General features: G+C 73.7%; 17 protein-coding genes. 5 read left to right on the forward strand and 12 right to left on the reverse strand.

Annotated features, from left to right (window positions below; all coding sequences use genetic code 11):
* Nucleotides 1-199 (reverse strand): NAD(P)-binding domain-containing protein (locus ACI8AF_RS26620; protein ID WP_456542797.1); only part of this gene is annotated, 199 nt, incomplete at its 3' end.
* Between the two features lie 71 nt (nucleotides 200-270).
* Nucleotides 271-969: a TetR/AcrR family transcriptional regulator gene (locus ACI8AF_RS26625; RefSeq protein WP_456542798.1), complete on the reverse strand. Its 699-nt coding sequence runs from the start codon at nucleotides 967-969 to the stop codon at nucleotides 271-273.
* A gap of 251 nt (nucleotides 970-1,220) precedes the next feature.
* Between ACI8AF_RS26625 and ACI8AF_RS26630 the strand changes: the two genes are divergently transcribed.
* Genes ACI8AF_RS26630 through ACI8AF_RS26650 form a run of 5 tightly spaced genes read left to right on the forward strand, consistent with a single transcriptional unit; the run spans nucleotide 1,221 to nucleotide 5,516 of the window.
* Entirely contained in the window at nucleotides 1,221-2,168 is a 948-nt protein-coding gene (locus ACI8AF_RS26630) for an NAD(P)H-dependent flavin oxidoreductase (RefSeq protein WP_456542799.1), read from the forward strand.
* A 25-nt stretch (nucleotides 2,169-2,193) separates the two neighbouring features.
* Nucleotides 2,194-3,441, forward strand: a complete 1,248-nt coding sequence (locus ACI8AF_RS26635) for an MFS transporter (protein WP_456542800.1) — start codon at nucleotides 2,194-2,196, stop codon at nucleotides 3,439-3,441.
* A 55-nt stretch (nucleotides 3,442-3,496) separates the two neighbouring features.
* Nucleotides 3,497-3,946, forward strand: a complete 450-nt coding sequence (locus ACI8AF_RS26640; protein WP_456542801.1) for a MaoC family dehydratase — start codon at nucleotides 3,497-3,499, stop codon at nucleotides 3,944-3,946.
* Nucleotides 3,943-4,614, forward strand: coding sequence for a TetR/AcrR family transcriptional regulator (locus ACI8AF_RS26645; RefSeq protein WP_456542802.1), 672 nt, complete (start codon nucleotides 3,943-3,945; stop codon nucleotides 4,612-4,614). The genes ACI8AF_RS26640 and ACI8AF_RS26645 overlap by 4 nt, the downstream gene beginning before the upstream one ends.
* Nucleotides 4,611-5,516, forward strand: coding sequence for an SDR family NAD(P)-dependent oxidoreductase (locus ACI8AF_RS26650; RefSeq protein ID WP_456542803.1), 906 nt, complete (start codon nucleotides 4,611-4,613; stop codon nucleotides 5,514-5,516). Before ACI8AF_RS26645 ends, ACI8AF_RS26650 begins: the two co-directional genes overlap by 4 nt.
* A gap of 155 nt (nucleotides 5,517-5,671) precedes the next feature.
* Here the strand turns inward: ACI8AF_RS26650 and ACI8AF_RS26655 are convergent, their stop codons facing one another.
* The 10 genes from ACI8AF_RS26655 to ACI8AF_RS26700 form a co-directional block, all read right to left on the reverse strand.
* Nucleotides 5,672-7,210: a class I adenylate-forming enzyme family protein gene (locus tag ACI8AF_RS26655; RefSeq protein WP_456542804.1), complete on the reverse strand. Its 1,539-nt coding sequence runs from the start codon at nucleotides 7,208-7,210 to the stop codon at nucleotides 5,672-5,674.
* Nucleotides 7,211-7,284: 74 nt separating this feature from the next.
* Nucleotides 7,285-8,526 carry an ABC transporter substrate-binding protein gene (locus ACI8AF_RS26660; RefSeq protein ID WP_456542805.1) on the reverse strand — a complete coding sequence of 414 codons (1,242 nt, stop codon included), beginning with the start codon at nucleotides 8,524-8,526 and terminating at the stop codon, nucleotides 7,285-7,287.
* Between the two features lie 142 nt (nucleotides 8,527-8,668).
* Entirely contained in the window at nucleotides 8,669-9,496 is an 828-nt protein-coding gene (locus ACI8AF_RS26665; protein ID WP_456542806.1) for an alpha/beta fold hydrolase, read from the reverse strand.
* A 34-nt stretch (nucleotides 9,497-9,530) separates the two neighbouring features.
* Nucleotides 9,531-10,283: an ABC transporter ATP-binding protein gene (locus tag ACI8AF_RS26670; RefSeq protein ID WP_456542807.1), complete on the reverse strand. Its 753-nt coding sequence runs from the start codon at nucleotides 10,281-10,283 to the stop codon at nucleotides 9,531-9,533.
* Entirely contained in the window at nucleotides 10,276-11,046 is a 771-nt protein-coding gene (locus ACI8AF_RS26675; RefSeq protein WP_456542808.1) for an ABC transporter ATP-binding protein, read from the reverse strand. Before ACI8AF_RS26675 ends, ACI8AF_RS26670 begins: the two co-directional genes overlap by 8 nt.
* Nucleotides 11,039-13,066 (reverse strand): ABC transporter permease, encoded by a 2,028-nt coding sequence (locus tag ACI8AF_RS26680; RefSeq protein WP_456542809.1) that lies wholly within the window; start codon nucleotides 13,064-13,066, stop codon nucleotides 11,039-11,041. The genes ACI8AF_RS26675 and ACI8AF_RS26680 overlap by 8 nt, the downstream gene beginning before the upstream one ends.
* Before the next feature lie 33 nt (nucleotides 13,067-13,099).
* Nucleotides 13,100-14,479 (reverse strand): 4-hydroxyphenylacetate 3-hydroxylase N-terminal domain-containing protein, encoded by a 1,380-nt coding sequence (locus tag ACI8AF_RS26685; protein WP_456542810.1) that lies wholly within the window; start codon nucleotides 14,477-14,479, stop codon nucleotides 13,100-13,102.
* A gap of 321 nt (nucleotides 14,480-14,800) precedes the next feature.
* Nucleotides 14,801-16,204, reverse strand: a complete 1,404-nt coding sequence (locus ACI8AF_RS26690) for a 4-hydroxyphenylacetate 3-hydroxylase N-terminal domain-containing protein (protein WP_456542811.1) — start codon at nucleotides 16,202-16,204, stop codon at nucleotides 14,801-14,803.
* Nucleotides 16,204-16,998: an enoyl-CoA hydratase gene (locus ACI8AF_RS26695; protein ID WP_456542812.1), complete on the reverse strand. Its 795-nt coding sequence runs from the start codon at nucleotides 16,996-16,998 to the stop codon at nucleotides 16,204-16,206. Before ACI8AF_RS26695 ends, ACI8AF_RS26690 begins: the two co-directional genes overlap by 1 nt.
* A 14-nt stretch (nucleotides 16,999-17,012) precedes the next feature.
* A complete protein-coding gene (locus ACI8AF_RS26700) occupies nucleotides 17,013-17,777 on the reverse strand; it encodes a crotonase/enoyl-CoA hydratase family protein (RefSeq protein WP_456542813.1) in 765 nt (254 codons plus the stop codon).
* Between the last annotated feature and the right edge of the window lie 151 nt (nucleotides 17,778-17,928).

Here is a 17,928-nt window from a genome sequence, read left to right on the forward strand (position 1 = left end):
GGGCCCGCTCGGCGACCTCCGCGGCGATCACCGCGCACCGGTCGGCGTCCCGGGACCCGAGCAGCACCCGCTGCCCGGCCGCGGCCAGCCGCACCGCCAGCCCCCGGCCCTGCGGCCCGGTCCCCCCGAGCACCCCGACGACCAGGCGGGCCACGTCGGCGGCCGCCGCGGCCGGTGACGGCGATGCAGTTGACGTCATCGTCACATCCTCTCGACGGCCGGACGGTACCGTCCGCGAGCCGGATGCGCCACGCCCCTCGCTGACGCCGCTCAGGCGCTGGTGGCCGCCGCGCTCAGCCGGGCGTGGGCCTCCTCCGGCACCTCGGCGCCGATGGCCCGCGTCCAGACGAGCGTGAGCATGTGCAGCAGGGCGTCGCGGTCGAAGTCCTTGCCGAGGTTCAGCCACACGTAGCAGACGTGGTCGACCATCGCCCCGAGCACCTCGGCGGTGAGCACGGGGTCGAGCGAGCGGTCGGCGATGCCCTGCTCCTGCTGGTGGGCGATGCCGCGGGCGGCGCGGTCGACGAACGCCTCGCGCACCTGCAGCCGCAGCCGCTTGAGCTCCGGGGTGAACGTGCCCACCTGCTCGATCAGCGCGATGATCCGCGCGCGCGGCTTGTAGGCGTCCACGAAGCGCTCCATCGCGTGGTAGGCGCGCTCGTACGGGGTCGAGCCCGTGGGCCCGTCGGCGTGCAGGCCGACCAGCAGTTCGCCGACCACCCGGGTGGCGACCGCCTTGAAGATGGCGTCCTTCGAGTCGAAGTACGTGTAGAAGGTGCCCTGCGCGACCTTGGCCTCGGCCACGATGTCGGCGACCCGGGTGTCGAGGAAGCCGTTGCGCTCGAACACCCGCATGGCGGCGTCGAGCAGCGCGGCCTTGCGCGCCTGGCCCTTGCCGGTGAGCGGGCCGGTCTCCCGGCGCTCCTGCTGGCCGGCGCTCGGCGCGGCACCCGATCGAGGTCCGGACACGGTCCGCCCTCCCTCCTGGCGACGTCCGCCGTCGCCCCGCACTCGCCATGATCGCGCACGTCGCGCCCGCGCGAGCCGGCTTCCCGGCCGGATCAGGCCGGGGACGCTACCGAGACCGTGAGGAATGGTAACGGGACGGCATCGTCCCCGAGGGTGCGCGGACGCCCACCGCCTCCGAACGGGTGAGCACGGCAGCCTCGTGTGAGCTGGGTCACCCTTCCCATCCGACCGTCCAGCGGTACCGTGCGGCCATGAAATGTGACACGCGTGTCACTCGAATGCTGGGAATCGACGTCCCCATCTTCTCGGCGCCGATGGGGTGGGTCGCCCGCCCCGAACTGGTGGCGGCGGTCTCCGAGGCCGGGGGCATGGGACTGGTCCCCGGGTCGCTGACCGTCGACCAGGTGCGCGCGGACATCGCCCGCACGCAGGACCTGACCGACCGGCCGATCGGGGTGAACATCCCGCTCGCCTTCGCCAAGGACCCCGCGGTGATCGACGCCGTCGTCGACGCCGGCATCCGGTTCGTGACGACGTCGGCCGGCTCGCCGGAGAAGTACACGCCGCTGCTCAAGGACGCGGGCCTGACCGTCTTCCACGTCGTCCCCACGCTGCACGCGGCCCGCAAGGCCGTGGACGCCGGCGTCGACGGGCTGGTCGTCGAGGGCGTGGAGGGCGCCGGGTTCAAGAGCCCGCACGAGGTGGCCTCGATGGTGCTGCTGCCCATGGTCACCCGCGAGCTCGACGTCCCGGTGGTCGCCGCGGGCGGCATCGTCGACGGCGCCTCGCTGCTGGCCGCCTTCGCGCTCGGCGCCGAGGGTGCGCAGATGGGCACCCGGATGCTCGCCTCGGCCGAGTCCGCGGTCCACGGCAACGTCAAGGACGCCGTCCTCCAGGCGACCGAGACCGACACGGTGCTGCTCAACCGGCACAACCGCAAACCCATGCGGGTGCTGCGCACCGACCTGGTGGCCACCGTCGAGGGCGACACCTCGGTCGACCCCGTGCCGCTGCTGCTGCGGGTGCGCGAGACCTACGACGGCGGCGACCTCGGCGCCTCCCTCCAGCAGCTGGGCCAGGTCGCCGGCCGGATCGACGAGATCCTCCCGGTCGCCGAGATCATCGGCCGCACGATGGCCGAGTTCGAGCAGCTCCTCGGCGGCCTGGCCGGGCGCTACCTCACCCGCGTGCCGGCCTGAACCCACCGCGGTGGCCCTCCCCCCGGTGACGCGGCCGCCCGCCGAGGCGCAGGCGGCGGCCCGGCGGGCGCCGTTCTACGGCTGGGCGGTCGTCGCCGCGCTCGGGCTGGCGCTGTCGATCTCGGTCGGCATCTCCTTCTACGGCGTCTCCGTCTACCTCGAGGCGCTCACCGACGACGGCTTCTCCCTCGCCGCGGTGTCGTGGGCGACCAGCGCCTTCCTCCTGGTCAGCGGGGTCGCCGGCGTCGGGGTGGCGGCGCTGCTGGAGCGGGTCGACGTCCGCTGGGTCATGACGACCGGGGCGCTGCTCGCCGGCGGCGCGCTGCTCGCGCTGGGCTCGGTCCGGACGCCGGCCCAGCTGCTGCTCGCCTACGCCGCGCTGGGGATCGGCTTCGCCGCGTCGGCCACCATCCCGGCCAGCACGCTGGTCACCCGCTGGTTCGTCCGCCGGCGCACGCTCGCGCTCTCCCTGGTCTTCCTCGGCCTGCCGCTCGGCGGCGCCGTCCTCACCCCACCGGTCGCCGCGCTGGTCCAGGCGGTCGGCGTCGAGGGCGCGGCCCCGTGGCTGGCCGCCGGCTACGTGCTCGGCGTCGTCCCCGTCGTGCTCGCCGTCGTCCGGCCCGACCCGGCGTCGCGGGGCACGGGTCCGGACGGCGACGCCGTCCGCCTGGAGCCTGGACCGGCCGCGGACGGCGGCACCGTGCGGGACGTCCTGCGCACCGGGTGGTTCTGGGCGGTCACCGGCGCGCTGATGCTGGGCATGCTCGGCCAGGTCGGCACCCTCGCGCACCTGTTCAACGCCGTCACCGAGCGGCTGGGCACGGGGACGGCGGCCGCCACGGTGAGCGCCGCGGCGCTGGCCAGCCTGGCCGGGCGGCTGGTCGGCTCCTGGGCGCTGGACCGCATCGGCCTGGCCCGGTCGGCGGTGGGGCTGCTGACGCTGCAGGCGCTGGCGACGCTCGGCGCGGCGGTGGCCCCCTCGACGCCGGCGGTGCTGGGCTGCGCAGCGGCGTTCGGCGTGGCCATGGGCAACATGCAGGTGCTGCACCCGCTGCTGGTCGCCGAGCGCGCCGAGCCCCGCCACTACGGGCGGGTGCTCGCCGCCTCCAACCTCGGCGTGACCGCCGGCATGGCCTTCGGCCCGGTCGCGGTGGGCGCCGCCCGGGCCGCCGGCGGCAGCTACCTGCCGGGGCTGGCGGTCGCCGCCGCGGCGGCCGCGGCTGGCGCGGTGCTCCTCGGCCTTCTCCGGCGCCCGCGCGTGCCGCATACTTGACATCGACATCACTATCAGTGCGCCGGGCGGCCCGGCCGACCCGGGGAGGCAGCCCGTGCGGACCTTCGACGACGTGGTGGCGCTGCGCGCCGCCGAGGGCGAGGACCTCGGCGCCACCGACTGGTCGCAGGTGACCCAGGCGCAGGTCGACGACTTCGCCCGCACCACCCACGACCACCAGTGGATCCACGTCGACCCCGAGCGCGCGGCCACCGGACCGTTCGGCGGCACGATCGCGCACGGGATGCTCACCCTGTCGCTGGTGCCGGTGTTCGTCGGCCAGCTGGTCTCGGTCGACGCCCGCTACGGGCTGCACTACGGCTTCGAGAAGGTCCGGTTCACCGCCCCGGTGCCCGTCGGCAGCCGGATCCGCGGGCGCGCGCGGGTGCTGCGCACCGCCCCGGTCGACGGCGGCACGAAGGCGACGTTCGCCGTGACCGTGGAGGTCGAGGGCAGCGACCGGCCGGCCTGCGTCGCCGAGGACACGATCGTGTGGCTGGCATGACCCGCGTCCCGGTGCGCGGCAGCGCCGTCGGCCCCGAGCAGCAGTTGCGGCGCGACGCCGGGCCGCAGACCGACCGGGGGCACGCCCGCAAGGCCGAGCTGCTCGCCGCCGCCCGGCGGGTCTTCGAGCGGCAGGGCTTCCTCGACGCGCGGGTCGCCGACATCGCCGACGAGGCCGGCGTCAGCCAGGGCACCTTCTACACCTACTTCGACAGCAAGGAGGCCGTCTTCCAGGCCGTGGCCGCCGACGTGGCCACCCGGATGATCGCCGCGATGAAGCCGTCCGGGCCGCGCCCGGAGACCGTCTTCGAGCAGGTGCACCAGGCGATGCGCCGCTTCGTCGCCGCCTACCGCAAGGAGGCGCGGCTGATCGTGGTCATCGCGCAGCTGGGCCAGTCGACGCCGGAGGTGGCCGGGCTGCGGCTGTCGGTCCGCGAGGCGTTCGTCGACCGGACGGCGCGCGGCATCCGCCTGCAGCAGACCCAGGGCCTCGCCGACCCGGCGCTCGACCCCGACCTGGCCTCGGAGGTGCTCGGCTCGATGGTCGACCACACCTGCTGGGTGTGGCTGAACCTGGGCCGGGAGTTCGAGGAGGAGGCGCTGCTGGAGACGCTGACCCTGGTCTGGACGCGCGCGCTGGGGCTGCCCGCGCCGGCGGTCGTCCGGTGAGCGGCGACCTCGCCGGCCGCGTCGTCCTGGTCACCGGCGGGGCGCGCGGGCTCGGCCGCAGCCACGTGCTGGCGCTCGCCGCCCGCGGGGCCGCCGTCGTCGTCGACGACACCGGCGGCGCGCTCGACGGCAGCGGCGGCGACCCGTCGGCCGCCGAGGCGGTCGCCGACCACGTGCGCCGGGCCGGGGGGACGGCGGTCGCCGTCGCGGCCGACGTCGCCACCCCGGACGGCGCGCGCGCCGCCGTGGACGCCGCGCTCGCCGAGTTCGGCCGGCTGGACGCGCTGGTGGCCAACGCCGGCATCCTGCGCGACCGCAGCTTCGCGAAGATGACCGTCGAGGACTTCGACGCCGTGCTGCGGGTGCACCTCTCCGGCGCCGCCTACTGCGCCGCCGCGGCCTGGCCGGCGCTGGTCGACTCCGGCAGCGGGCGCGTGGTGCTGACCAGCTCGGCCAGCGGCCTGTACGGCAACTTCGGGCAGGCGAACTACGCCGCGGCCAAGATGGGCCTGGTCGGACTGGCCGCCACGCTCGCGCAGGAGGGCGCCCGCCGCGGCGTGCTCGTCAACGCCATCGCCCCCGTCGCGGCCACCCGGATGACCGAGCCGCTCATGCCGCCCGCCGCGCTGGCCGGCCTCTCCCCGGAGCTGATCTCCCCGCTGGTCGCGCACCTGTGCTCGGCGCGCTGCCGGCAGAGCGGTCTGGTGCTCGAGGTGGGCGCCGGCCACGTCGCCCGGGTCCAGGTGGTGGAGTCGGAGCTGCGCGAGCTCCCCGCGGACGACGACGGTGTCGCGGCCGTGGTCGACGAGCTCGCCGCCCACCCCGAGGGCGCCGCCTTCACCGAGCCCGGCGGCGCCGTCGCGCGCATCCTCGCCGCCGCCGAGGCCCGCGCCGCCCGCTGACCGCCCGCCGTCCGCCGTCTGGGGACGATCATGGAGTTCGGGGAGCGGCACGCCGTCCGACGGCGGCGTGCCGCTCCCCGAACTCCATGATCGCGGGGAGACGGCCGTCGGGATGCTGCTCAGGGGGCGGCGGCGAGGGTCGAGCCGCGCGGGCGTCAGCCGTCGGTGAGGGCCAGCAGCTCGTTCTTGCGGACCTTGCCCGTCGGGTTGCGCGGGAGCCGCTCGAGCACGTGGTACTCGACGGGCACCTTGTAGCCGGCCAGCCGCGCCCGGCAGTGCGCCTCGAGCTGCTCGGGCGTCGGCGCCTCGGCGTCCCGGTGCTCGACGAAGGCGACGACGACCTCGCCCCACTTCTCGTCGGGCCGGCCCACCACAGCCGCGTCGGCGACGCCGGGGACGTCGGTGAGCACGATCTCCACCTCGGCGACGTAGATGTTCTCGCCGCCGCGCACGATCATGTCCCGGCTGCGGCCGCCGAGGTACAGGTAGCCGTCCTCGTCGAGGTAGCCGCGGTCGCCGCCCCAGAAGTAGCCGTCGTGCAGCGCTGTCGTGGTCAGCTCCGGCATGCCGAGGTAGCCGTCCATGACGCAGTCGGTCCGCGCGGCGATGTTGCCGACGACGCCCGGCGGGCACTCGCGGCCGGCGTCGTCGATGATCCGCAGGTCGACGCCGAGGATCGGCTGGCCCACCGAGCCGAGCAGGTGCTCCTCCCCCGCCAGCGCCCGCCGGTGGTCGTCGGGCCGCAGCAGCGTCTGCAGGCCCGACTCGGTGCCGGCGCCGAACAGGTTCCAGAACTCGACGGCGGGCCAGCGCTGCAGAGCCCGGCGCAGCAGGCTGGGCGGCATCGGCGCCGAGCCGTACTGCAGGGTGTCCAGCCGCTCGGCCTCGCCCGGCCCGCCGTCGACCTCGAGCACCTGCTGGATCATCGTGGGCACGAGGAAGCAGCCGGTGAGCAGGCCCGACGAGATCGCCTCGGCCGCCACCTCGGGCTCGAACTGCGGGTGGATCAGCGAGGCGGCGCCGTGGGCGGCCTGCACGAAGACGATCACCCAGCCGGCGATGTGGAAGATCGGCGAGGCGGTGTAGCGGACGGCCCCCGGCCGGGGCCGGGTCTCCCCGCCCATCCAGATCATCGTCTTGAGCATCCGGTGCGACTGGACCACGCCCTTGGGCAGCCCCGTCGTCCCGCTGGTGAACATGATCCCGAGGACGTCGTCGTCCTCGACCGACACCTGCGGCTCGACGTCGCGGCCCTCGGCGACCAGGCGCTCGACGTCGTCGTCGAGGCAGCCGTCGAGAGACCACAGCTCGCACTCCCCCGGCAACGTCTTGACCACCGAGCGGGCGGTCTCGAGGTAGCGCTCGCCGACGAAGAACCAGGCCGGCTCGGCGCGGCCGAGGATGTTCTCGATCTCGAACTCGGCCAGCCGGTAGTTCACCGGCACGTAGGTGGCGCCGAGCTTGAAGCAGGCGCCGAGCAGCTCGGCGTAGGCGAAGGAGTCGGTGTCCAGCAGCGCGATCCGCGTGCCCTTGCCGACCCCGCGGGCGGTGAGCGCGTCGCAGATCCGGTTGATCCGCTCGTTCACCTCCCGGAAGGACCGGGACCGGCCGTCGACCGAGATCCAGCAGGGGGCGTCCGGCCAGCGCCGGGCGGCGTGGGTGAAGAGGTGACCGATCGGCCAGGTCGTCGACACGAGAACCGCTCCTGTGGGTCGTGGAAGGGGGGCCGCTCCCGGGGCCGGTCGGCCCGGCCCCGGGAGCGGGCGGGTCAGCCGCTGATGGCGCGCTCGGCCACCGAGGTGTCGAGCTCGATGAAGCCGTCCTCGTCCACCGGGGCGAGGGTGCCGTCGTCCTGCACCTGGAAGAAGATCGCCTCGTGGCTGCAGGCGCCGGGGCGCCCCGGCCACTGCTCGCCGTCGCAGGTGACCTCCGGGCCGAGGAAGGTCTTGAAGTCGGCCACGGCCTGCATCGCGGTGTTCACCGACTCGGCGGTGATCTCGCCGTCGAGGTCGTTGAGGATGTTCGCCAGGTTCACCAGGCCGGCGAAGGAGTACAGCGACCGCGCTGACAGCTCGTCCTCGTAGCCGACCTGCTCCATCGCGTTGGAGAACGCGTCGAGCTCCTCCTGGACCTCGGCCGGGGCGTTGTCGTAGGAGAGCGGCACCCACAGCCGCGGCTGCACGATCGCGCCCTCGGCCTCGCCGCCGAGCTCGTCGATGAACTGCGAGCACGAGCCCATGAAGGTCGTGCCCTCGAAGCCGGCCTGCTTGAGGGCCTGGATGAGGCCGGTGCAGGCCTCCTCGGGCAGCGCGATGATGCCGGCGACGTCGGGGTCGCTGGCCAGCTCGGTCTGCGCCAGCACCTGGTAGTTCAGGTTGTCGACGGTGGTGTACACGCCGTTGACCTCGACCCCGAGCTGCTCGCCCAGCGGCTTGACCAGGTTGTCGACGTAGCCGTGGGACGACGGCGCGTCGGTGACCGCCAGCGCGGCGGTGGAGGCGCCGGCGTTGTCCAGCGCGGTGACCATGCCCAGCGCGCTGGTCTCCAGCGGCCCCGAGAAGTAGTACGCGGTGCCGTACGGTGCCGACTCGGCCACGCCCTGGCCGGCCAGCGTGCCGACGATCGGGATCCCGGCCTCCGACAGGATCGGCACCATCGCGCCGACGCTGGTGCCGTCGTAGGCGTCGAAGACGACCGGGATGTCCTCGGTGACGAAGTGGTTGGCGCACGCGACGCCGGTCTCCGGCGTGCCGTCGCCGGAGCAGATGTCCAGCTCGACCGGCCGGCCGTCGATGCCGCCCAGCTCGTTGTTGATGTACCACTCGGCGGCCTCGGCCCCGTAGGTGTTCTGCGGGTACGCCACCGGGCCGGTGTCGAGGGACTGGACGCCCAGGACGACCGGGTCGCCGGACAGACCGCCGGTGGTGTCGGCGTCCTCCTCTGGCTTGCTGCAGGCCGAGGCCAGGAGCAGCAGGGCTGCGCCGGCGGTGATGGCCGTCGATCGCTTCATGTGGACTCTCCTTCGAGCCTCGGGCGAGGGCGTGATCAACCTGTGGTTGACGTCACAGTCGGCAGCTTGGCCAGAAGTGACGTTCATGTCAAGAGGCAGACCCGTCCGGAAGGCCGTATCCGGCGCGCCGGGCGGCGCGGCGTCAGGGGACGGGGTGGACGGCGGCGGTCCGGAGGGCACCGGTCAGCCGCGGGGCGAGGTCGTCCAGGGCGGTGCGCAGGCAGGCGGCGAACGCGTCCGGCTCGTCGAGCATCACGTGGTGGTGGGCGCGCGGCACCGTGTACTGGGGCACCGGCCGGCGCCACAGGGCCTCCAGGACGGCGCCGGCGTCGTCGGCGACCAGCGAGCTGCGCTCCCCCCGGACGACCACCGCCGGGCAGGTCACGCCGGGCAGGTCGTCGGTCAGCCCGTCGGGGCTGGCGACGACGTCCCAGATCCGGCCGTCGACCTTCCAGGCGTACCCGCCGGGCACCTCCCGCACCGACCGCGCCGCCACGTACCCGAGGACGGCCGGGGCGCCCACCGGCTGCGGCGGCTCCACCCGGAACCGCTCGACGGCGGCGGCCACCGACGGGTAGACGCGCACGGTCCGGCTGCGGACGGCGACCTCGGCCGGCCGCGGGGGCGGCACGACGATCGAGTCGACGAGCACCAGCCCGGCGACCGCCGCCGGGTCGCGGGCGGCGGCGCCGGCGGCCACCAGCCCGCCGATGCTGTGCCCGACCACCAGCGCCCGTCCCCCGCACACCTCCGCGACGACGGCGAGCACCTCCTCGGCCCAGCCCGCCATCGAGTACGCCTCGCGGCGGCCGCTGTCCCCGTGCCCGGACAGGTCGACGGCGACCACGTCGTAGCCGTCGCCCAGCCCCGGCACCGTCGAGTGCCACCACCCGGCGTGCGCCGAGGTGCCGTGGACGAGCACGACCGGGAGCGCGCCCGCACGCGGCCAGCGCTCCCAGGCGACCGGCACCCCGCCGACCGCGGTGCTCCCCCGCTGCGGCGGCTCAGGCCACACGGACGCCGGCGTCGTTCTGGGTGTCGGCGAACTCGTCGGCGCCGAAGTAGGCGGCTTCGACCTGGTCGCGGCGGGCCAGCAGGTCGCGGGCGCCGCCGGAGAGCACGACCCGGCCGTGGTTGAGGATGATCCCGCGGTCGGCCACCGACAGCGCCAGCTCGATGTGCTGCTCGACGAGGACGACGCCGATCCCCTCGTCCTTGGCGAGGTCGCGGATCGAGGGCAGCATCTCCTGGACGATCTTCGGCGCGAGGCCGAGGCTCATCTCGTCGATCATCAGCACCTTCGGCCGGCCCAGCAGCGCCTTGGCGATGGTGAGCATCTGCTGCTCACCGCCCGAGCACAGGCCCACCTTGCGGCCGAGCAGGCCGCGCAGGGCGGGGAACCGGTCGAGCACCGCCTCCTCGCGGCCCGGGTCGGCCTTCTTGGCGGCCAGGCGGAAGTGGTCGCGCACGGTGAGGCCGTAGAAGACCCCGCGGTCGTCGGGCACGAGCAGCACGCCGCGGCGGGCGAGCTTGTGCGGCCGCTTGGCGTCGACCGCCGCCCCGAGGGCGGTGACCGAGCCGGACATCAGCGGCACCAGCCCGACCATGGCCAGCAGCGAGGTGGTCTTGCCCGCCCCGTTCGGGCCCAGGACGGCGATCACCTCGCCCGGGCCCAGGTCGAAGGACAGGTCGCGGATCGCCGGCACGCGGTTGTAGCCGGCGGTGAGCGACTCGACGCGCAGCAGCGGCTCAGACATCGGCGGTCTCCATGGGGACTCCCAGGTACGCGGCCACGACCGCGGGATCGGTGCGCGCGGCGTCCGGCGGGCCGGTGAAGATGACCTTGCCGAACTCGAGCACGTAGACGACGTCGCAGACGCCGAGGACCAGTGACATGTCGTGGTCGATGAGCAGGATCCCGGGACCCTGCTCGGCGATGCTGCGCACCCGGCCGGCGAACTCCAGGCTCTCGTTGGAGTCCAGGCCCGCGGCCGGCTCGTCGAGCAGCAGCAGCTCGCACCGCCCGGCCAGCGCCCGGGCGACGCCGACCAGCTTCTGCTGGCCGAGCGTCAGGTCGCGGGCCAGCGAGCCGGCGACCCCCTCGAGCCCGACGGCGGCCAGCGCCCGGTCGACGACCGCCCGGCTGCTCGCGCTGCGCCGTCCGACGACGTCGTGCCAGATGGCGCGCACCCCGCCGGGCCGGGCCGCGACCAGGATGTTCTCGGCGACCGTGAGGTTGCCGAACAGCTCGCCGGACTGCCAGGTGCGGGTCAGGCCGATCTCCCGGCGCCGGTGCGGGGCCAGCCGGTCGATCCGCTGATCGCCCAGCCACACCTCGCCGGTGCAGGCGGTGAACCCGGTGACGGCGTCGACGAAGGTCGTCTTGCCGGCGCCGTTGGGACCGATCAGGCCTACGACCTGCCCCGGTTCCACGGTCAGCGAGATGTCGGAGTTGGCGACCACACCGCCGTAGCGGACGGTCAGGTGCTCGGTGCGCAGCTCTGCGCGGGTCTCAGACACCGGTGGCCATCCTCGAGTTCTCGACGGTGGACGGGGCGTCGGCCGGCGGCTGCGGCGGTTCCTCCGGCGGCGGTGGCTCCTTCCGGGAGCCGCGCAGCTTCCCGGCCACCCAGGCGACCTGGTGGCGGGTCTCCCCCGCGATGCCCGAGGGGTTGAGGATCGCGGTGAGGATCAGGCCGATGCCGGTGATCAGCGCGTAGGCGTTGCCGAGGTCGAACCACTGGTGCAGCGCGGTGTAGACCAGCCCCAGCGGGCCCAGGATCCCGGCGACGATCGCCCCGCCGAAGGAGGTGATGCCGCCGAGGTAGGCCACCGCGAGGACGTTGAGGCCGACCACCACCGAGAACGACTCCGCCGACAGCTGCCCCTGGCTGTAGCCGATGAGGCAGCCGGCGATGCCGGCGATGAAGGCCGAGAGCCCGAAGCCGATCAGCTTGGTGCGCCGGACGTCGATGCCCACCGACGCCGCCGCCCGCTCGTTGGCCCGCACGGCCAGGAACGCGCGGCCGGTGTCGCCGCGGGCGATCCGGACGAACAGCAGCACGACCAGCACCAGGACGGCCAGCACCATCAGCGAGAAGGTCAGCCGCGACAGGTCGCGCCCGGAGCGGACGGCGAAGTCCAGGCCGAACAGCGTGGGCCGCCCGATCGGGTTCCCGGTGGCCGGCGTGAGGCTGTAGTTGTCGAAGACGAACCGCTCGATGGCCAGCGCCGCGGCGATCGTGACGATCGCCAGCTGCACCCCGCGGATGCGGAAGGCCGGCAGCGCGACCAGCATGCCCAGCGCCGCCGCCACCAGGGCGCAGACCAGGATCGCCAGCGGGAACGGCACGTCCCACGCGGTGGTCAGCTTCGAGAGCGTGAACCCCGCCGCGCCGGCGAAGGCGGACTGCGCCAGCGAGATCTGCCCCAGGTAGCCGGTGATGATCACGTAGGACAGCGCCAGCATCGCCACGATCAGCGACGTGGTCAGGCCGAACCGGTAGGTCGGGCTGAGCAGCACCAGCGCCAGGACGGCGACCAGCACCAGGACCGCGGCCTTCCACGGCACGAACCGCGGGATGGCCACGTCGGGCAGCCGCACCGACTGCAGCGACCCGCGGGCCGGCAGCCGCTTGCCGAAGACGAACAGGATGACCATGACCACCAGGAACGGCAGGACCTGGTCGAGGCCCGACTGGGCCCACGTGGGCCACCAGTCGCGGGTGGAGAGCAGCGAGAGCTCGGACTGGAAGATGCCCAGCCCCAGCGCGCCGGCCACGCCCAGCCAGATCGACTCCAGCCGCGCGATGAGGACCACGGCCAGCGCCGGCACCACCAGCAGCGTGTAGTTGGTCGGCGAGAGCCCGGTCAGCGAGCCGCCGAGCATGACGCCGACGGTGCTCACCAGGGTGCCGAGCACCAGCGCGATGAGCGAGAGCCGGTCGGCCGAGAAGCCCATGAGGACCGCACCGCGCTCGTTCTCGGCGGCGGCGCGGGTGGCCCGGCCGCTGTGCGAGAACCGCAGGTAGGCCCAGACCAGCGCGGCGAGGGCGACCATGATCCCGGCCATCGCCAGCTCGCGGATGGGCAGCTCCACGCCGCCGATCTCGATGTCGTCGGTGGGCAGGAAGCTCTCGACGTGCAGGCTGTTCGGGCCGAAGCGGATGACCGCGAGCGCCTGCAGCGAGACCATCAGGCCGATCGAGACGACCACCTGGGCCAGCGCGGGCGCCCGGCGCACCGGCCGGAAGACCAGGTAGTGCGCGAGGACGCCGAGCAGGAACGCGTTGACCAGGCCGATGAGCAGCGAGACCAGGACGCCCGGCGGCTCCGGGAAGTACAGCGTGCCGATGGGCAGCACCAGCTCGCCGTCGTCGACCAGGCGGGCGAAGACGTACGCGCCCCACATCGCCATCGCGCCCTGCGCGAAGTTGATGATGCCGGTGGCGCGGTAGACGAGCAGCAGGCCGGTCGCGAGGCCGACGTAGACCGCGCCGAGGCCGAGCCCGAGCGCGGCGAACTCGATGAGGGTGGTCACCGGTGACTCCCTGGGTGCGTGGGGTGCCGGCCGTCAGTCGCCGGCCAGCCCGGCGGCCTTGAGCGCCAGCGACTTGGCCCGCGACATGTCGTAGTGCCGACGGGTGACCAGGCGCTGGGCGAACATGCCGCCGCCGGACTGCAGGTTGGTCACGTGGTGCCAGCCGCCGTAGGCGTCGGCGGTGGTGTCGCGGATCGCGTGGAACAGCCGGGTGCGGTACTCGCCGCTGACGCCGTCCCCGGTCGACATGTACTTGTCCAGGTAGGGCCGCAGCGTCTCGTTGTCGAAGTCGGCCATGGACGGCGCGGTGAGCACGGCGCCGCCGGCGATGTCGTGCAGGTGGCGGACCATCACGCTGAACTCCGCCGCGCCCTGGAACTTGGTGACGTTGGTGTACATGTCGTCGGGGTAGTAGTAGCCGTCCGGCGTGGCGTGCGCGTGCAGCAGCGCCGCCTCCAGGCCCGCCCGCAGGAGCGTGGCGTGGATCATCATCAGGTCGATCTTCTCCCTGACGTGGCTGATCTTGGCCGTCCCGTTGGCCTCGGCGATCAGCTGCGCCAGGCCCACCAGCTCGTCGGCCTGCTCGACCATGAACGCCGTCCCGCCGAGCCGCTCCCACAGGCCGAGCGAGTGCGCGAAGACGGCGGCCTGGGCCGCCTGCCCGTCGAGGAAGACCCGCTCGTGCGGCACGAAGACGTCGTCGAAGATGACCATGCTGTCCGGCACGCTCTCGCGGGCGCTGGTCGGGTGGTCGCGCTCGTCGCGGCCGTAGGGGTGGTACGTCGTGTTGGTGACGTGCACGCCGGGGGCGTTGACCGGGACGGCGGCGCAGATCGCCCAGTCCTCCTCGCCCGGCTTCATGTTCTTCGTCGGCATGACCATGAGGTCGTGGCCGAGCGCGGCGGCGCTGATGTGCATCTTCGCCCCGCGGATCACCACGCCGTCCGGACCGCGGTCGACCACCCGCACGTAGGAGTCAGGGTCGTCCTGGTCGGCCGGGTGCTTGCTGCGGTTGCCCTTGGCGTCGGTGATGCACTCGGTGATGCGGATGTCGCGGCGCTTGGCGTCCTCGACGTAGGCGTGGATCCGCTCGACGTACTGCGGCGCGACCGGCTCGATGCGCGGCGCGGCCACCAGCAGGGTCATCAGCGACTGGTAGGTGACGTTGAGCAGCAGGTCCATCTCGAGCAGCACCGGGATCTTGTCCCGCAGCTCCGCGGGGCTGCGCGGCCCGTCGATGAGCGGGTTCACCGCGCCGGGCTCGGCGGAGTAGTGCTTGTCGTAGCCGGCGGCCGCCACCTCCATGGGCACGGCCAGCGCCGGCTCGATGGCGAAGTCCTCGATCAGGCGGCCGGCGAAGTAGACCTTCCGGCCGTCCTTGAGCGAGTCCTTGTACTCCTGTCCCGTCAGCACCAGGGCACTCCGATCGTTCTGTGTGGGGGGCGCCCGGGCGCCGGATCCGCCGGGCTCTGGGAGGGGGCGGTGGGCCGGTTCGGCGCCACCGGAGTGAGCTTGACGTCGCTGTCACTTTTGCAGTGGCACCGGTCACTGTCAAGGCCCTGCGCGGACCTCCCGGACGCGCCGTCGGAGCCCGCCGCGGGCACGTCGAGATCGGCGGTCCCGCACGCCTCCGGGGGTGAAGACGTGCGAGACCAACGATCTCGACGGGTGTACGGCCTTCCTCCAGGGGCCCACCGTGAGCTTGCGAGCGGTGGGGGGCAGGGAGGCCCCTTCTCAGATGCCGCGGCTGGGGCCGTGCGCGTCCTCGGCGAGGCCCGCGACGCGCAGCGCGGCGTGCTTGGCGGCGTCCATGTCGTAGTGCTTGCGGGTCACGATCCGCTGGGCGTAGAGCCCACCGCCGGCCTGCACGTTGGTGACCTGCTTCCAGCCGCCGAACGAGTCGGCGGTCAGGTCGCGGATCGTGTGGAACAGGCGGGTGCGGTACTCGCCGTCGACGTCCTTGCGAGTCGACATGTACTTGCGGGCCAGCTCCCCCACCTCGGGGTTCTCCAGGTCGGCGAGGGACGGGGCGGTGACCACGGCGGCGCCGGCGATGTCGTGCAGGTGCCGGACCATGAGGTTGTAGCTCGCCGCCCCGGTGTACTTGCCGGCGTTGGTGTAGAGCTCGTTGGGGAAGACCGCGCCGAAGACCCCGGTCTCGGCGTGGGTGAGCGCCGCCTCCAGGCACGCCCGGACCACCGTGGCGTGGATGATCATCTCGGAGATCTTCTCCTTGACGTGTGCGATCCGCGCCAGCCCGTTGGCCTCGGCGATCAGCTGGGCGAAGCCCACCAGCACGTCGGCGCCGTCGGCCATCGAGGTGAGCCCGCCCAGGCGCTCCCACAGGCCGAGCGAGTGGGCGAACAGCGCGGCGCTCTCCACCTCGCCGTCGAGGAAGATCCGCTCGGTCGGCACGAAGACGTCGTCGAAGATGACGAAGCCCTCGGGGAACGACTCCTCCCCGCTGACCGGGAAGTGCCGCGGGTCGGGGTGCCGGGGCGCGTACGTGGTGTTGATGATCTTCACGCCGGGCGCGTTGACCGGCACCATCGCCGCGATCGCGTAGTCCTCCTCCCCCGCCTTCATCGCCTTGGTCGGGATGGTCATCAGCTCGTGGCCGAACGAGGCGGCGGTGATGTGCAGCTTCGCGCCGCGGATCACCACGCCGTCCGGGAGCCGCTCGACCACGTGCACGTACGCGTCGGGGTCGTCCTGCCGGGTGGGCGGCAGCGACCGGTCGCCCTTGGCGTCGGTGATGCACTGGGTGATGCGGATGTCGCTGTGCTGCGCCGACTCGACGAAGGAGTCGATCCGCTCGACGTACTGCGGGTGCACGGCGGCCAGCCGCCCGGCCGCGGTGGCCAGCGTCATGATCGAGGTGTAGTTGACGTGCGCCATCATCCCGGCGCTGTGCACCAGCTCGACCTTGGCGCGCAGCTCCTCGGCCGTGCGCGGGATGCCGCTGACCGGGTTGACGCCGTCGACGGCCTGCTCGTGCAGCCAGTCGTAGCCGTCGGCCACGTTCTGCACGACCTGGCCGAGCACGGGGTGGCCGGGCAGGTCCTTGACCCGCTCGCCCTCGAAGTAGGTGGCCCGGCCGTCGTCGAGCGTGGCCTTGTACTGCTCTCCGGTGAGCATCAGCGGTCTCCTCGGTTCGTCTGGGCGCGGCCGCGGTCGAGCACGCCGCGGCGGCGGCTCTCCACCTCCGCCGGGTCGAAGCCGGCCGCCCACTCGCGCGAGGTGGCCGCCTCGATCGCCGGCCCCTCCCCCACGAGCGCGGCCTCGATGTCGCGGTACGAGCGCAGCAGCCGGCCGACCGCGGCGCGGTCGTTGCCGACGATCGAGGCGGCCACCGCGCGGGCCGCGGGCAGCAGCTCCTCGTGCGGCACCACCTCGGTGACCAGGCCGGCCCGCAGCGCGTCCTCGGCCGCCAGGTAGTCGCCGGTCAGGCTCATCCGCCGGGCCAGCCCGCGGCCGACCGCCAGCGGCAGCAGCACCGACAGCCCCCAGCCGGGCAGGACGCCGACCCGCGCGTGGGTGTCGGCGAACCGGGCCCGCTCGGAGGCGATGAGGATGTCGCAGTTGAGCGCCAGCTCGAGACCGCCGGTGACCGCGACGCCGTTGACCGCGCCGATGACCGGCTTGGACAGCGGCGGCCACGGGAACCAGGACGGCGTCCCGTCGTCGACGCCGGCGTCGAGGGAGAGGTTCTCCCCCGAGCTGCCCAGCTGCTTGAGGTCCAGCCCGGCGCAGAACGCCGGGTCGGCCCCGGTCAGGATCACCACGTCGACGTCGTCGTCGGCGTCGAGGGCGACCATCGCCGCGCGCAGCTCGCCGATCAGCTGCGCCGACAGCGCGTTGCGCGACTCGGGCCGGTTGAGCGTCAGGGTGGCGACGCGGTCGGCGGTGTCGACCAGCAGGACTCCGCTCATGACGGGAGTGGCCATCAGCGGCCGCGCCAGACGGGCGGGCGCTTCTCGGCGAACGCGGTGGCGCCCTCGCGGGCGTCCTCCGACGTCGCGACGGGGCGGGCGATCGCGTCCTGCTTCGCCCACGCCTCGTCCTCGGTCCAGTCCCTGGACTCGACGACGATCCGCTTGCTGGCGATGAGCGACAGCGGGCCGTTGGCGGCGATCTCGGCGGCCAGCTGCAGCGCCGCCTCCAGCGCCTGGCCGTCGGGCACCAGCCGGTTGACCAGGCCGAAGTCGTGCATCCGCGGCGCCGGCACGTGGTTGCCGAGCAGCGCCAGCTCCATCGCCTGGTGGTACGGGATGCGCCGGGGCAGCCGCAGCAGCCCGCCGCCGGCCGCGACCAGGCTGCGCTTGACCTCGGGGATGCCGAACGAGGCGCCCTCGGCGGCGACCACCAGGTCGCAGGCGAGCACGATCTCGAACCCGCCGGCCAGCGCGTAGCCCTCGACCGCGGCGATCAGCGGCTTGGCCGGCGGGCGCTCGACCAGCCCGGCGAACCCGCGACCCTCGACCACCGGGTGCTCGCCCTTGACGAACGCCTTGAGGTCCATGCCGGCGCAGAACGTGCCGCCGGTGCCGGTGATGACGCCGACCCGCAGCTCGGGGCTCTCGTCGAGCCGCTCCATCGCCTCGGCCACCGCGGTGGCCAGCGCCTCGTTGACCGCGTTGCGCGCCTGCGGCCGGTTGAGCGAGACGACCAGGACGCCGTCCCGCTCCTCGACCAGCACCTCGTCGCTCATGGGAACTCCTTCGTCCGTAGGGGATCAGTCGAGGACGGCGGCGGCGAGCCGCTCGGCCGCGGCGGCGCGGCCGCCGAGCAGCGCGGCGTCGGCGACGGCGCGCTTGTAGTACAGGTGGATCGGGTGCTCCCAGGTGAAGCCGATGCCGCCG

The organism is Blastococcus sp. SYSU D00669 (assembly GCF_054050715.1).